The following is a 13,974-nucleotide window of genomic DNA, read 5'->3' as shown; positions in this document are numbered from 1 at the left end:
GTCAGCCTCCCTGTCCGCTCGATTGCGCGGCATGCTTGATCGCTTCCCGAATGCGGACATAGGTCCCACAGCGACAGATGTTGCCGGACATCGCGTCGTCGATATCGGAATCCGTCGGATGTGGATTGCTCGCAAGGAGCGCCGAAGCTGACATGATCTGGCCCGACTGGCAGTAGCCGCATTGAACGACCTCCCGGTCGAGCCAGGCCTTCTGGATCTCGGCGCCCGCCGCTGTCGCGCCGATGGCCTCGATCGTCGTGATCTCGGAGGTGCTGATGCTGTCGATCGGTGTGACACAGGAACGGGTGGGAGCGCCGTCAACATGCACCGTGCAGGCGCCGCAAAGCGCCATGCCGCATCCGAACTTCGTACCGGTCATGCCGAGCACGTCGCGCAACACCCACAAGAGAGGGGTGTCACTGTCAACATCGACCGTCCGATCGACGCCGTTGACCCTAATTGTGAGGGGCATAGCTACCTCCGTGTGCTTTCGGTGGCGCTCATGTCCCGCAATCTAGCTCCGGGCGCCTTTAGTTGCGCTCACTTTTCGCAGGCTAGGCTTGTGGCGGCATATCTCAAATGTCATAAAAGCGGCGTTTTAGGACACCATTTGGAGACGCCTCATGCGGGACATCCGTTTCCTTGTCTTGCCCGGCTTTCAGGTGATGAGCTTCGCCGCAGTCTCTGTCTTCGAATTCGCGAACAAGGAGACGGGTGAGCCGGTCTACGATGTGCGTCTGCTGTCCGAGACCGGGGGATCCATCCGCAGTTCGATCGGCGTCAGCGTCGCGACGGAGCCGTTCGACAATACGAATTTCGACACACTGATTGTCGGCGGCAGCGCCGTGGTCGGATCATTGACGCCGGGCGTGATCAAATTTCTGCACCAGGCTTTGGCGCGACACCGGCGGGTCGCCTCGACCTGCATAGGCGCATTCGTCCTGGCCGAAGCAGGTCTGCTCGACGGCAGACGCGCGACCACGCACTGGAACCGTGCGCGCGAATTGCAGGCTCGGTTCCCAAAAGTGAAGGTGGAGGAAGACCACATCTTCATCATCGACGGTGCGGTGTGGACCTCGGCCGGGATGACCGCGGGTATCGATCTCGCGCTGGCTATGATCGAAAAGGATCTCGGCGCGGACGTGGCCCGGGCCGTGGCCCGGAAGCTCGTGATCTATCACCGGCGAGCAGGTGGCCAGTCGCAGTTTTCCGCACTTCTGACGCTGGAACCCAAATCAGACCGTATCCAGAGCGCACTGGCATATGCGAAGCGTAATCTCGATATGCCGCTGACGGTTGCACATCTCGCCGAAGCGGCGCATCTCAGTCCGCGCCAGTTCAGCCGCGCGTTCCGTGCCGAGACCGGCCAATCGCCGGCCAAGGCGGTCGAGTACCTCCGAGTCGAGGCCGCCCGGCTGATGATGGAGCAGAGCCGCCATTCGATCGACGTCGTCGCCAGGCAAACCGGTTTTGCCGATCGCGACCGCATGCGCCGCGCCTTCCTGCGCAACTTCGGACAGCCGCCGCAGGTGATCCGGCGAAACGCGCGTGCAAAAGCAACGGCCTGAACGAGGGGGGATTGCGCTTAACGCCAATGGCCCGCACTGCGGCAAAATCCCGGTTCGGGCGAGGTTAATAGGGAACGACTTCGAGCTATGGATTCTGGGACATGTGCGTCATCGGGTCTGGTGTCAAATAGCGGCTTTCGATCATCAGCGTCGGGGTGGCATCTTCGCTGGCACTTCCGCTCCTGGCACGAAACGGACCAGTCGGCCCGGTCTGACGATGTCCGTTCATCGGGGTAGAGCAGACTCTCCGCGAGTGGCTCTCCGCTTCGCAAAATGGCCGTAGTTTTCAGCAATTGAAGGCGGTCATCGAATTCGACGGATTGGTCGAGGTGACAACGATGCGGAATTTGTCTTTCGGACTTCGGCGATTGTTGTCGCTGATCGTGGGCCTTACCCTCTGGGCGGCCGCTGCTTGGCCTGCTGCGGCCGAGCCCTCCGCGGCGGGCCTGTGGCAGAAGATCGAGAACGGCGAGCCCCGACTTTACGTGGTGGTCGTCGATCACAACGGCGTCTTCGAAGGCTTGATGGCGAAACTGTTCCCCAAGCCGGGCAGTACAGGCCCGCGGATCTGTTCGGAGTGCACCGACGACCGCAAGAACGCGCCCTGGCTCGGTATCTCCTTCGTCCGCGACATGAAGCGCAATGGTCTGAAATATGAGAACGGCAACGTGCTCGATCCCCGCGACGGCAAGATCTACAGCGCCAAGATGACCTTGAGCCCGGATGGGCAGACCTTGACGCTGCGCGGCTATATCGGCATCTCGCTGCTCGGCCGCGACGAGACCTGGACCCGCCTGCCCGATAGCGCCATCGCCCAAGTCGATCCCGCCATCGTTGCCAAATATCTCCCCGCGCAGGCCGCCGCGATGAAGCCGCCCGCCACGACACCGGGGATGCAGAGAAAGATGGCGCCAGCGCATTAGCCGTTTCTATCCTCCCTGGGATTGTGAAGAGGGTAAAAGGGGAGGAAATGGTCTCGTCATCAATAGGCGAAAATGGTCCGCGACTTGGATGCAGGGTGGGCGACGTACTCGTTGATGAAGCCGATGCTGGTCACCGCCATCGGATTCAGTCGGCTACCGAAAACATGAGGAGCCGCGTCTGATCAGGGCTGTCGCCGACGAGGTGATTGAGCAGGTCAGCTGATGGCACAAAGCTGACGTGGCTCAGCGGGTGAGCGATGTCCGCTTCTGGGTGAAAAGCAGACATCACCTCCATCTGATTTGCGAATGGCCGCTGTTGGCGCAAAGCGGACGTTGGCAAGTATCGGCGAAAGGTCGACCCCCGAGTGCCTTCGAAGTCTTGAGATTGATGATCAACTCAAGTTTGTTCGGAAATTCGACTGCCAGGTCACCCGGCTTGGCACCTTTGAGGATCTTCACGACGTAGGTAGTCGCGCGACAAAGGTTATCAGCGAGATTGACGCCATAGCTGATTAGACCGCCAGCATCGACATGTTCGCGAAAGCCATAGACGGCTGCCAGCTGCGCACTCGCAGCGAGTTGGGCGATGCGTTTCCTCTCCTGGAGGAACATGCCGTCTACAAGCAGGAAGACCGCCTGCACATTGCTCGTTCGACAATGCTTGCAAATACTCCGGCGGCAGAACGGATGAGCGCGAGATCGAAGTCACGTCGGTGGCGCAGCTGGGTAGCTTTTTTTGTTACGAAATGCCAGGATCAAGTTACATCTGCAACAGTGGAATCGCCTGAACATCGCTACGCGCGCAGCGCGTTTTCTGAATTTAAATTTAATCGGGCGTCTCTCGCGCGGAGTTGAGCAACAGTGATGTCGAAGCCAGTTGCGTTTCTCTGGAGCGACTGCCACGCTGCGATGCGTGTCGAGGTTGGGAGCGATAGTTCCTCAAGGAGGATGATCATATTGCGTAAGACAGCGATCGCGTTATTGGCCGTTGCATCTGTTGGCCTGGCTGTGCCAACGATGGCGTTGACTCGTGGCGGTGGCGTTATTTGAGTTTTGCTTGGAACCGTTGCAACGGTACCGCAGTTTTATAAAAACGCTCCGAAGCAATCCTACTGTTTGAATGTGGCTTTCAGGATCGAAACACTAGCTTGTCGCCAGAGAGAGGTTCGATGTCGTATCCTGCCGAGCACCGCCGCCTAACCAAACAGAAAATTGTTCGGAGCGCAGGGCGACTCTTCAACCGCCGTGGGTTCAATACCGTGTCAATCGACGACGTTATGGCTGATGCCGGGCTCACCCGGGGAAGTTTCTATAGTTATTTTGAGAGCAAGGGTGATCTTTACGCCCAAGCGGTCACCCAAATTTTGAATGAAAAGCAGCTTTTAAGCAGCGACGGAGTCAGCATCGATCCGCGTGCTTTTGACAGCGCGGCTCAATTCGTCCGCGACTATCTTTCGCGCGAGCATTTCGAGGATATCGACGGAACCTGCCCCCTGATCGCTTTTCCGACCGACTTTTTGCGCGAGGAGCACCGTGTTCGGCAAGCATTTGAAACCGTGCTCAGGGTTATGATCGATATTTTTGAGCAGGCAATGCAGCGTAATGGACAGGCGGCCCGATCCCGGGCTCGCGCGATTGCAACGCTATGCGTTGGCGGTATGGTGTTGGCGCGCTCGATCGAGGATCGCGGGCTCGCCGACGAAATACGCGAAGCCGCAATGGGCATCGCGCTGTCGCTCGGACAGTGGCCGCGCCGAACGTCCTGCCGCAGCTGAAGGCCAGCACTCCCCTTGAAGTGTTCGCCTGCGACCGCGCCGACGTCAAGATGCTCGCAACCGGCCGGGTGGCAGCGATGACAACCAGATCGATACCACCACCGGTACCGTGAAAGTGCGAGCGCAGTTCGACAATGCTGACAATGCGCTGTTTCCGAATCAATTCGTCAACGCGCAGCTTCTGGTGAAGACGCTGCATAATGTCGTCACGGTGCCGACCGCCGCCATCCAGCGCGGCGCACCGGGAAGTTACGTCTACGTCATCAAGGCCGACAACAGGGTGTCGGTCCGACCTGTCAATATCGGCCCGACCGATGGCCCAATGGCAGCGGTCAATTCCGGCGTGTCGGTCGGTGAGCGGGTTGTGGTCGACGGCACAGACCGCTTGCGCGACGGCGCGCGCGTGATCATGCCGGCCGCACCGAGCCGAGCGCCGGCGGCAGATGCCCCGTCGAACTCGCAAAATCCTCAGCCGCAAAATCCGACGCCGAATGCGCAGCCCCAAAAGCCCGGTCATTCGCAACATCAGCACAAATAGCGGCAGCAAATAGGGCATGATGCGGAAAGTGGACCGCGGCTCTCCGCCACGATCAGGCCCCGGTAAACGGTCGCCACGCAGGCGCAGGCGCGCGGCAGCAAAACGAAGCCATGACCGTCTCAGAGCCATTTATTCTGTATGAGTTTTAAGCGCACGCTCGCGCATCGCGACTGACGCGGTGGAATCAGGCGGCATCGGGATCATCGTTCCAATTTGGGGAACCACGTATTTCCGCTCGGGGCGCACCCCTGTCTTTGGATTTCCGCTGCTAGTACCCGTTGGCATACCATGCCCGTAGTATGGCGTTGAGCTTCTTCTGGTCGGCTCGGGGATCAAGCCCGAGATGCTTGGCGAGCGCCAACCCTACCCAATCCGGCGACCGCGGATCGTAGCCGTACTTCTGATGGCGTACTTCTTTACGCATCCAGCGCATGTCGTCGGGGTAACGTTGTCGGACGGCTGCGGGTAATCCCACGCTTCGCCGGCCTGGGTGACCGCATGCATTGCATTCACGCCCGAGCGAGGTCCAAAAGGTCTTCGCGCCGTTGGCGTGAGGTACGCCCTGAAGCGCCCGCCAGGACCGCAAGCTTGACGCTATCAGCCTAGCTGGCGGTTCGCGAGCCGACCGCGGACGCGGTCCGCTTGATAATTCCCTGCAATTCCGGAACGCAGGAGCCGCAATTGGTGCCGGCGCGAAGCGTTCGCCCGATATCGGCGACGTTTGCGGCACCCTCTTCAGCCACAGCGCGGCGGATGGCTTCAAGTCCGACACTATAACAGGCGCAGACGATCGGCCCGGTCTCGGCAACGCCCTCGGCGCTTTGGCCGGAAAGAAGAAGACGCCGGTCGCGCTCGGCCAAAATTCCCGAATTGAACAGCGCGCGCACGACCTCCCATCGCGGCGGATTTTGTGACGGCCCGGAGAAAATGCAGGCCTCGATCCTGCCGGCGCGCAACGCGGCGATGCGCACGATGCCACGCGGCAGATCGATATATTCCGCACGCTCCGGGTCGCCACATATCAGCTTTTCGGCCAGACCGTGCCATCGGGCGGGCAATTCGTTGGTCGCGAACAGAAGTCCGTGACCCCCGGCAACGGCGACGCGCGCGAACCACGTTCCGTCGGGGAGCGCGATCAAGTCGCGCGTGAGCGCAAAGCCGCGATAGGCAAACTCAAGAGGTTCGACGCGCGCTGGCGTGGCCTTGAGCTCGGGCTGGCCGGAAAACGGATCGTTTTCCGCCATCGCCAGCGCGCCGACGCACGCATCGGCCGCCGTCGAATAGCTCCAGTGAATCGGCGCGAAAATCGATCCGCGTTGCTGACCCGAACAAACGCAAACCCGAAACACGGCGCTGCCATGGGGCGTCGTGACCTTGGTGAAACCGCCATCGGTGATGCCCGTCCTACTCGCATCATCGGGGTGAATATCGACCATCGGTTCGGGTGAATGTGCGCCCAGCCGCGGACTCTTTCCGCTGCGCGTCATCGTGTGCCACTGATCGCGCAGGCGCCCGGTGTTGAGGCGCAGCGGAAAAGCGTCGCTCGTCGCCGCACGCACCCTCGGATGTTCCGGTGCAATGAAGCGGCCACGCCGATCGCTCGTGAAAAACGCTCCGGCGCTGAAGAAGCGCGCTTCGCCTGGTTCGACTCCGGCTTTCACGGGCCACATCACCGCGTCGAGCCGGTCATAGTCATCGTCGGCGAGCGTCGCGAGACCACCCAAGTCGAAGTCGCGCCGACCAGCATTCTCGAACGCCGACAGCGCCGCATGCTCGCGAAAAACATCGGCCGGCTTGCGGTAGGCAAACGCGCTTTCGAAGCCGAGGCGCTGGGCCACTTCGTTGACGATCCACCAATCGGGCTGCGCCTCGCCGGGGCGCGGCAGGAACGCTCGCTGGCGCGAAATACGCCGCTCCGAATTGGTGACGGTGCCGTCTTTCTCGCCCCAGGCGGCCGCAGGCAAGAGCACATGCGCGCCCGCCTCGACGGTGTCGGTGTGGAGCGTGGTCTCGGACACGATGAACAATTCGAGCTTTTTCAGCGCCACGCGAAAGGCGCCCGCGCGCGGCAGCGACACGGCCGGATTTGTCGCCATGACCCAGAGCGCCTTGATCGTTCCGCGTTCGATCGCTTCGAACATGTCGACGGCCTTGAGGCCTTCGCTCGCCGCCATCCGCGGCGCGTTCCAGAAGCGGCGGACGCGATCGGTTTCGCTGGGCGAAAAGCCCATATGGGCGGCGAGTTGATTGGCAAGCCCGCCGACTTCGCGGCCGCCCATGGCGTTGGGCTGGCCGGTCAGCGAGAACGGTCCCATGCCCGGCCGGCCGATGCGCCCGGTGGCGAGGTGAACATTGATGATCGCATTCACCTTGTCGGTGCCTTGCGCGGATTGATTGACCCCTTGCGAGTAGCAGGTGACGACGCGCTCGGTTCGCGCAAACAGCTCAAAGAAGCGGGCAACCTCACCGAGATCGAGCCCGCTCGCCCTGGCGGCCGCCGCCGCGTCGCCGGCGATCTCGCGGGCGCGCGCAAGCGCATCGGCGAAGCCGCACGTATATTCCGCTATATAGCTGTCGTTGAGGGCGCGCGTATCGGCGAGGTAGGTAAGCAGCCCGCAAAAAAGCGCGGTATCCATTCCGGATGCGATCGGCAAGAACAGATCCGCCGCGTCCGCCGTCGCGGTGCGCCGCGGATCGATAACGACCAATCTGGCGCCGCGCTCGTTTTTCGCGGCAATCATCCGCTGATAGAGTACCGGATGGCACCACGCCGCATTGGAGCCGACGAGCACGATCAGATCGGCCTCGTCGAGATCACGGTAAATGCCGGGCACCACGTCGGCGCCGAAGGCGCGGCGATGACCGGCAACGGAAGAGGCCATGCACAGCCGCGAATTGGTGTCGACGTTGGACGAGCCGAGAAAGCCTTTCATCAGCTTGTTGGCGACATAGTAATCCTCGGTGAGCAACTGGCCGGAAAGATAGAACGCAATCGCGTTCGGCCCGTCGCGATCGACGATCGTGCGCAGTCCGTTTGCGACCTTTGCCAGTGCGGTGTCCCAATCGGTACGTGCAAGAGAACCGTCAGCTTGACGAAACATGGGATGGAGCAAGCGCTGGTCGAGCGAAAGCGTTTCGCCGAGCGCCGAGCCTTTCGAGCACAGCCGCCCGAAATTGGCCGGATGCGCGGGATCGCCGGAAATAGTCGCATCGCCTTGCCGGTCCACGGCTGCGAGGATGCCGCAGCCGACGCCGCAATATGGACAGGTGGTGCGCACGGCGAGAGGATGCGGCGACAAAGTGTTCATGACCGGCTCACGACGCTCGTCGACCTGCCGCCATTTCCTGTTCGACTCAGCTGTTTCGTCGCGCGGCCGCCGGCCGCTCTAGGCCGCTTGCCCAATGCTCGACCGAAAATGAGATCCTCGCGGATGGAATCGATCGCGGCGCCGGAACGAATGCGATCGAGATACCAAAACGAGTCGGTCGTGTCGCCGTAGAGCACGGCGCCGACGACGCGGCCGCCGGCAATCACCAGCTTTCGGTAGGTGCCGAGACCCTGATCGCTGAGCACGACCGACTCGGTGCCGGGCGCGCCGAGAAAATCGCCGGCGGAGAACACATGAACGCCGGAGACCTTGAGATTGGTGGCGTTCACGCTGCCGAGATAGCGTGCATCGCGGCTGGCGAGGCGCTCGGCCAGCGCGCGCGCCTGCTCGTTGGCGGGCTCCACCAGACCGTAGCAGACGCCGCGATGCTCGGCGCATTCACCGATTGCGAAAACATCGGATGTGCTGGTGACGAGATGATCGTCGACGACGATGCCGCGATTGACCGCGATACCGGCGTGAGCGGCGACTTCGGCGTTCGGCTTGATGCCGACCGCAACAACGACCGTGTCGGCCGCAAGCACGCCGCCGTCCTTGAGCTCTACACCCTCGACGTGACCATTGCCGACGAATCTCGCCGTCGCGACGTCCAGCAGCACCCGGATTCCTTTCGCCTCGACCGCACGCTTGAGCAGCAACGCGGCGCGTGCGTCGAGCTGGCGCTCCATCAAGCGATCCATGAGATGAACCAGTGTCACCGATGCGCCGGCTTTGGCGAGACCGTAAGCCGCCTCAATGCCCAGGAGCCCGCCGCCGATCACGACAATGGGCGCACTCCGGCAGGCAGCCCGCGACATCGTCGCGACGTCGCTCATGTCGCGGAATGTGAGCACGCCGGGCAGATCGGCGCCGGCGATGCGCAAGCAGATCGGCCGCGAGCCGGTGGCGAATACGAGCTTGGCGAACCGCAACGCTTTGCCGTCGGACAGCGTCACGGTGCGTGCGGCAATATCCGCCGCCGTCACGCCGACGCCGTAGCACAAGGTGATGCCCCGATCTCTCCACCAGGCCGCCGGCTTCAGTGAAATGTCGCTCGCGCGCAATTCGCCAGCCAGCACCGACGAAAGCAGCACGCGATTATAGGCAAGCCGCGGCTCTTCACCAATCACCGCGACGGCATAACGGCCGAGCGCACGGTGGGCGAGCTCTTCGCACAAGCAGGCAGCCGCCATGCCGTTGCCAACGATGACGAGCGGTTCGCTCATCGCAATCCTAAATTCTGCTCCAGCGTCCACAGCAGCGCCGCGCCAACGGGCGTGTAATCGGCTGCCTTCACACCATAGTCGACGTGTCGCTTGGCAAGAGCGCTCGCCGCCGGCAACACGGCCTCGAGATTGTCCAGACTGTTGACCACAACGCCCAGCGTCGCCATCAGCTTGCAGCCTTGTTCCGTCATATCGCCGCGTAACAAGGGTTTGACCGCCGGCGCAATCTCGAACAGCCGCCCATAGAACAGGGCGGCGGCTTGCGATGTCGGTGCAACCAACTTAACGCGCAGCCATCCGCAGCGCGGACCACGCATGCCCTCTGCATCGCCATGCGCATACGCTTCGACAGTCAGTCCGCTGGTGAGAGCGGCAGCCTTAGCTAAGACGATCATGGTCTTGCGTAACATTGGAGGCACTCCTTTTGGGACGCGACGGCGTCCATTCGGCTGACAAAAAATTCACGATCGTTCGCCTGGATTGCGAAAATCAAATCCATGCTCCGCCGCCGCTGTAGAGCTGTGATGGACGAAGGATATGTTCAAGAACATATTTTGACTGGCGGTATTGTCGGGCCAGTTGGAGGCGCCTCGACGACTCATTCATGGCCGCTTACAGCCATTTCGCTCGGCGTTGTCGCGTCATACCCGACACATCTGCGGCGTGCTCCGCGCTCCGCGCATGCGTGGTCCGCGCTGCGGATGGCTGCGTGCATCGCGGCTGGCGAGGCGCTCGGCCAGCGCGCGCGCCTGCTCGTTGGCGGGCTCCACCAGACCGTAGCAGACGCCGCGATGCTCGGCGCATTCACCGATTGCGAAAACATCGGATGTGCTGGTGACGAGATGATCGTCGACGACGATGCCGCGATTGACCGCGATACCGGCGTGAGCGGCGACTTCGGCGTTCGGCTTGATGCCGACCGCAACAACGACCGTGTCGGCCGCAAGCACGCCGCCGTCCTTGAGCTCTTCACCCTCGACGTGACCATTGCCGACGAATCTCGCCGTCGGTAACAAGGGTTTGACCGCCGGCGCAATCTCGAACAGCCGCCCATAAGCTCGGCTTCGAGGTCGCCCAGTCGACGGTCGCTCGGTACATGTGCCGCCACTCGCGGCCACCGTCTCAGGGCTGGCGGACGTTTCTCAGCAATCACGTCGACGGCATCGCGGCGATCGACCTCTTTGTCCTGCCGACGATCGCATTCGAAATTCTGTTGTGGCGTGACGGCAAACCCAACCGCGGAGTGGATCTCGCGCCAAGTCACCGAGGCGTTCCCGTGGGACCACGCGCCGCGATATCTCATTCGGGATCGAGACACCTCGTATGGTCCAGTCTTCTTGCAGCGATCCGTGCAATGGGCATTCGGGACCATCCGATCGCACCCCGATCGCCCTGGCAAAATGCTTACGTTGAGAGACTCATCGGCTCGATCCGCCGTGAATGTCTCGACCACATGATCGTGTTTGGCGAAGCGCACCTGCGCCGGACCCTACGCGGATATGCCGCCTATTATAATGTGTCAAGGACCCATTGATCTCTGAACAAGGACGCCCCTCTCCATCGCGCGATTGAGCGCCTCGGCGCCGTCGTCTCACGACCTGTCCTTGGCGGCCTTCACCATCAATATTGCAGAATCTAATTTTCGGCACACACAGCGGCGACCGCGATCGGGCGCTGCCGACCATCCGGCTTGGGTATGTAAACGCGCCGCGACGGCAGTGCCCGATACGCTCCCCGATGGAGGCGGGCATGCAGGTCCTCGAGATTGCGCTCAAGGTGCTGCTCGTAGTCCCGACATGTCAGCCCATCCACCCGCGTGCAGCATTCTCCTTGAGTTCAAAGAATGCCTCCTCGAGGTGATCGACACTGACGTGGTGGAAGAGCGCGGTGAACTTCTCCTTCTTCCTTTGCCTTGCAGTTTGCCGTATGCGTTCCAGCGCCTGGGACACGCTCACCCGGTTCTGCGCCCGGCGCGTGCTTTGCTGGCCCGCATTTCCCTTGGCCTCCGCCCTGGGCTCCGCCGGCTCCGCAGCGGATCGCTCCGCCTTGTTCGTCGGCTTCCCAGCTACTATGGCGGAGTCTGACTCCCCGCGTCCGTTCATCATCGGCTACGGCTCCTCGCCTTCTCGATGCGGACCAGTCCGGCGAATGGCCGGTGGTCAGACGTGGGGTCTCCCGGTTCCCGCGCAAGGAGCGTCCGCACATGCCAGTGTCTAAGACCACGCCGGGCCGTCTGGGCACTCGCGATATCGCGCCCATCCGTATTGCCTTCCGTCACCGGAACGACGTCGGCACCCGGGAAGAGGGTACTTTCGCGGCTCAATGGCTGGCCTGTGCATTCCCCTGTCAACGCTTCGCTGATGCCCTCACGGGCAGCCGCGCATGACTCGGGGCCGATGCGGTTCGCTACTTCTTCATCGTGATGGACTTGCACCATCTACTCCTTGCCGGTCTCCCGGCGCACTCCGGGTTACCCCCGAAAGCGGACACCGCTCGATGCAGTTCGCATGTCGCAAACGTGCCAACTTCGGACGCTCTTCAAGAATGACGTCTGCGACGCCAGTCGCGAGCATCTCTCGTTACAGACGTAACGCGTTAATCCGGTACGGCAATCGCGCTGCAATATTCTCGGAGCTTGCTGAGCCTCGAAAGCCGGACGTGTGCGGTGGTGCGACCAGGCAATGCACGCCAATGGTCAAACGAACGCTAATGGAGGTTCGATATGTCTCGTCCAACGGATCAACTCGGCAATTCGCATACCAAGCCTCTCCAGATGGAGCAGCACGAACAAATTAGTTCGGACCGATCACAAACTGACGGGCGGCCGGAAAACTCAGAGAGCCAGGCAAGTCAGTTCCTGCCGAACAGCCTGATCGCGAGCCAGCGAAAAGCCCGGTCGAGCCTGGTGCGAAGACTCGTTCAGGCCCAAGATGATCCGGCGAGGCAACGCATACGGCGCTGGCTCAGCAAAATCAATAACGAGCAGCTTTTAAGCTTTGGCCTGACACTGGAAGACATTGCCCTCCTGCGCGGCTCATGCAGTGCTGGCAAATTCGTTTCGACGCTTTTGTCCGTACCTTCACCACCCGGATCATGGTTTTAGAGCATGCGACTAACGACACATACTCTATTACGTAATTCATAAATCTGGGAGGCCGCCTTGAAGCTCTCGCTGTTTTCCGTCCAGGACCATTATCCCGATGGCGCCCGCACCGTCCCCCAGCTCTACAAGCAAGTGATCGATCAAGCCGTCCTTGGAGAAGAACTGGGATATGCCGCGTTCTTTTCCGCGGAGCACCATTTTCATCCCTATGGCGTAGTTCCGAATCCCACCGCTTTGGTCTGCGCGATTGCCCAACGGACGACACGCATCAGACTCGGAACGGCAATCTCGATCCTTACGTTTCACAATCCGCGAACGGCGGCCGAGATTTTTGCGATGGCTATGTGTACCGAAAACCTTATCCGAGTTGATGACGCCCCGGAATCGCCTAAGCTGGCGGAATGATCGGGCTCTTCTATTTCGCTCTGGCCGCCCTGGCCTCGCCATTCAAATCGAAGCTGCGGCTTGAAGCTGAGAACGCGGTGCTTCGACATCAATTGATTGTCTTGAGGCGCAGGCGGCATGGTCGCGTCCGGCTTACGAACCACGATCGCTGGTTCCTGATCCAGCTGTATCGCTGGTTTCCGTCAATCCTGCAGGTTCTCACAATCATCCGGCCCGAGACGCTCGTGCGGTGGCACAGGGCCGGTTTTCGCTGCTACTGGCGTTGGACGTCGCGCCTATTGGGAGGGCGACCGCAGATCGACACGGAGCTACGCGCGTTGATCCGGCGGATGAGCATTGAGAATCCCCTTTGGGGCGCGCCACGTATCCACGGCGAACTGCTCAAGCTCGGGTTTGAAGTCGTGCAGTCGAGCGTCGCCAAGTACATGGTCAAACGACGGGGGCCACCCAGCCAGGGATGGCCAACCTTCTTGCGTAACCACGCGGCGGACATTGCCGCCATCGACCTGTTCGTTGTTCCAACTATCGGTTTCGACCTGCTCTATGCCTTCGTCATCGTCCGGCTCGGCCGCAGAGACCTCGTCTGGATCAACGTCACTCCAAATCCCACGGCCGAATGGGTTGCGCGCCAGATCACAGAAGCATTCCCGTGGAATGAAGCGCCGGGCTACCTGATCCGCGATCGCGACCGGATCTATGGCAGCGTCGTCATGCGCCGATTGCGCGCCATGGGTATCCGGGATAGGCCCATTACACCAGCGTCGCCCTGGCAGAATGCTTTTGTCGAACGGCTGATCGGATCGATCCCGCGTGAATGTGTGGACCACGTCATTGTCCTGGGCGAGGCGCATCTGCGCCGAATTCTGAAATCTTACTCCGCCTACTACAACAACATTAGAACCCATCGGTCATTGGATAAAGATGCACCGGTTTCTCGTCCGGTTGAGCGCATCGGAAGCATCAAATCACAGGCAGTCCTTGGCGGACTTCACCACCACTACGTCCGAGCTTAAGTTTTCGGCACACACAGGGACGCTCATGAGCAAAGTTAGCTCAGCAACCAGATTA

14 protein-coding genes and 2 pseudogenes are annotated in these 13,974 nt (G+C 61.2%); 8 read left to right on the top strand and 8 right to left on the bottom strand.

What is annotated here, in order from left to right; genetic code table 11:
• Nucleotide 1: 1 nt before the first annotated feature.
• Nucleotides 2-472 (bottom strand): (2Fe-2S)-binding protein, encoded by a 471-nt coding sequence (locus tag B5527_RS28195; protein WP_079604431.1) that lies wholly within the window; start codon nucleotides 470-472, stop codon nucleotides 2-4.
• A 151-nt stretch (nucleotides 473-623) separates the two neighbouring features.
• Here B5527_RS28195 and B5527_RS28190 point away from each other — a divergent pair, with 151 nt between their 5' ends.
• Nucleotides 624-1,568 carry a GlxA family transcriptional regulator gene (locus B5527_RS28190; RefSeq protein WP_079604430.1) on the top strand — a complete coding sequence of 315 codons (945 nt, stop codon included), beginning with the start codon at nucleotides 624-626 and terminating at the stop codon, nucleotides 1,566-1,568.
• A 338-nt stretch (nucleotides 1,569-1,906) separates the two neighbouring features.
• Nucleotides 1,907-2,491: a DUF2147 domain-containing protein gene (locus tag B5527_RS28185; RefSeq protein WP_079607566.1), complete on the top strand. Its 585-nt coding sequence runs from the start codon at nucleotides 1,907-1,909 to the stop codon at nucleotides 2,489-2,491.
• A gap of 285 nt (nucleotides 2,492-2,776) precedes the next feature.
• Here B5527_RS28185 and B5527_RS28180 read toward each other — a convergent pair whose 3' ends face one another.
• The gene (locus tag B5527_RS28180) at nucleotides 2,777-3,133 is read right to left on the bottom strand and encodes an ABC transporter substrate binding protein (protein WP_079604429.1); all 357 of its coding nucleotides are present in this window, start codon (nucleotides 3,131-3,133) and stop codon (nucleotides 2,777-2,779) included.
• A gap of 527 nt (nucleotides 3,134-3,660) precedes the next feature.
• Between B5527_RS28180 and B5527_RS46695 the strand changes: the two genes are divergently transcribed.
• Together B5527_RS46695 and B5527_RS46690 are read left to right on the top strand one after the other, a co-directional pair.
• On the top strand, nucleotides 3,661-4,266 hold the full coding sequence (locus B5527_RS46695; protein WP_079604428.1) for a TetR/AcrR family transcriptional regulator: 606 nt from the start codon (nucleotides 3,661-3,663) through the stop codon (nucleotides 4,264-4,266).
• Nucleotides 4,267-4,294: 28 nt separating this feature from the next.
• Nucleotides 4,295-4,804: an efflux RND transporter periplasmic adaptor subunit gene (locus tag B5527_RS46690; RefSeq protein ID WP_425305109.1), complete on the top strand. Its 510-nt coding sequence runs from the start codon at nucleotides 4,295-4,297 to the stop codon at nucleotides 4,802-4,804.
• 268 nt (nucleotides 4,805-5,072) lie between these two features.
• Here the strand turns inward: B5527_RS46690 and B5527_RS44615 are convergent, their stop codons facing one another.
• From B5527_RS44615 to B5527_RS46685, 5 genes and pseudogenes are all read right to left on the bottom strand, one after another.
• Nucleotides 5,073-5,228: a hypothetical protein gene (locus B5527_RS44615; protein ID WP_154072576.1), complete on the bottom strand. Its 156-nt coding sequence runs from the start codon at nucleotides 5,226-5,228 to the stop codon at nucleotides 5,073-5,075.
• 178 nt (nucleotides 5,229-5,406) lie between these two features.
• Nucleotides 5,407-8,112, bottom strand: coding sequence for a nitrate reductase (locus tag B5527_RS28165; protein ID WP_079604427.1), 2,706 nt, complete (start codon nucleotides 8,110-8,112; stop codon nucleotides 5,407-5,409).
• Nucleotides 8,109-9,398: an NAD(P)/FAD-dependent oxidoreductase gene (locus B5527_RS28160; protein ID WP_079604426.1), complete on the bottom strand. Its 1,290-nt coding sequence runs from the start codon at nucleotides 9,396-9,398 to the stop codon at nucleotides 8,109-8,111. Before B5527_RS28160 ends, B5527_RS28165 begins: the two co-directional genes overlap by 4 nt.
• Nucleotides 9,399-9,403: 5 nt before the next feature.
• Nucleotides 9,404-9,715, bottom strand: a pseudogene (locus B5527_RS28155) (globin domain-containing protein); the annotation flags it as partial.
• A 393-nt stretch (nucleotides 9,716-10,108) separates the two neighbouring features.
• Nucleotides 10,109-10,405: pseudogene (locus B5527_RS46685) on the bottom strand (FAD-dependent oxidoreductase); the annotation flags it as partial.
• A gap of 89 nt (nucleotides 10,406-10,494) precedes the next feature.
• Here B5527_RS46685 and B5527_RS47845 point away from each other — a divergent pair.
• Nucleotides 10,495-10,932 carry an integrase core domain-containing protein gene (locus B5527_RS47845; RefSeq protein ID WP_425305032.1) on the top strand — a complete coding sequence of 146 codons (438 nt, stop codon included), beginning with the start codon at nucleotides 10,495-10,497 and terminating at the stop codon, nucleotides 10,930-10,932.
• A 265-nt stretch (nucleotides 10,933-11,197) separates the two neighbouring features.
• Here B5527_RS47845 and B5527_RS28140 read toward each other — a convergent pair whose 3' ends face one another.
• Nucleotides 11,198-11,503 (bottom strand): hypothetical protein, encoded by a 306-nt coding sequence (locus tag B5527_RS28140; protein WP_079604425.1) that lies wholly within the window; start codon nucleotides 11,501-11,503, stop codon nucleotides 11,198-11,200.
• A 617-nt stretch (nucleotides 11,504-12,120) separates the two neighbouring features.
• Between B5527_RS28140 and B5527_RS44610 the strand changes: the two genes are divergently transcribed.
• From B5527_RS44610 to B5527_RS46680, 3 genes are read left to right on the top strand one after another with little or no spacing between them, the layout of a single operon-like run.
• A complete protein-coding gene (locus tag B5527_RS44610) occupies nucleotides 12,121-12,501 on the top strand; it encodes a hypothetical protein (protein ID WP_154072575.1) in 381 nt (126 codons plus the stop codon).
• 57 nt (nucleotides 12,502-12,558) lie between these two features.
• Complete coding sequence (locus B5527_RS28130; protein ID WP_154072574.1) at nucleotides 12,559-12,906, top strand: LLM class flavin-dependent oxidoreductase; 348 nt, start codon at nucleotides 12,559-12,561, stop codon at nucleotides 12,904-12,906.
• On the top strand, nucleotides 12,903-13,919 hold the full coding sequence (locus B5527_RS46680; RefSeq protein WP_154072573.1) for an integrase core domain-containing protein: 1,017 nt from the start codon (nucleotides 12,903-12,905) through the stop codon (nucleotides 13,917-13,919). Before B5527_RS28130 ends, B5527_RS46680 begins: the two co-directional genes overlap by 4 nt.
• The last annotated feature ends 55 nt before the right edge of the window (nucleotides 13,920-13,974 follow it).

The sequence above is a fragment of the Bradyrhizobium erythrophlei genome (genome assembly GCF_900129425.1).
GTDB classification, from domain to species: Bacteria; Pseudomonadota; Alphaproteobacteria; order Rhizobiales; family Xanthobacteraceae; genus Bradyrhizobium; species Bradyrhizobium erythrophlei_C.
The sequence above is the reverse complement of the archived record's forward strand: the minus strand, read 5'-3'. Positions and strand labels throughout refer to the sequence as shown.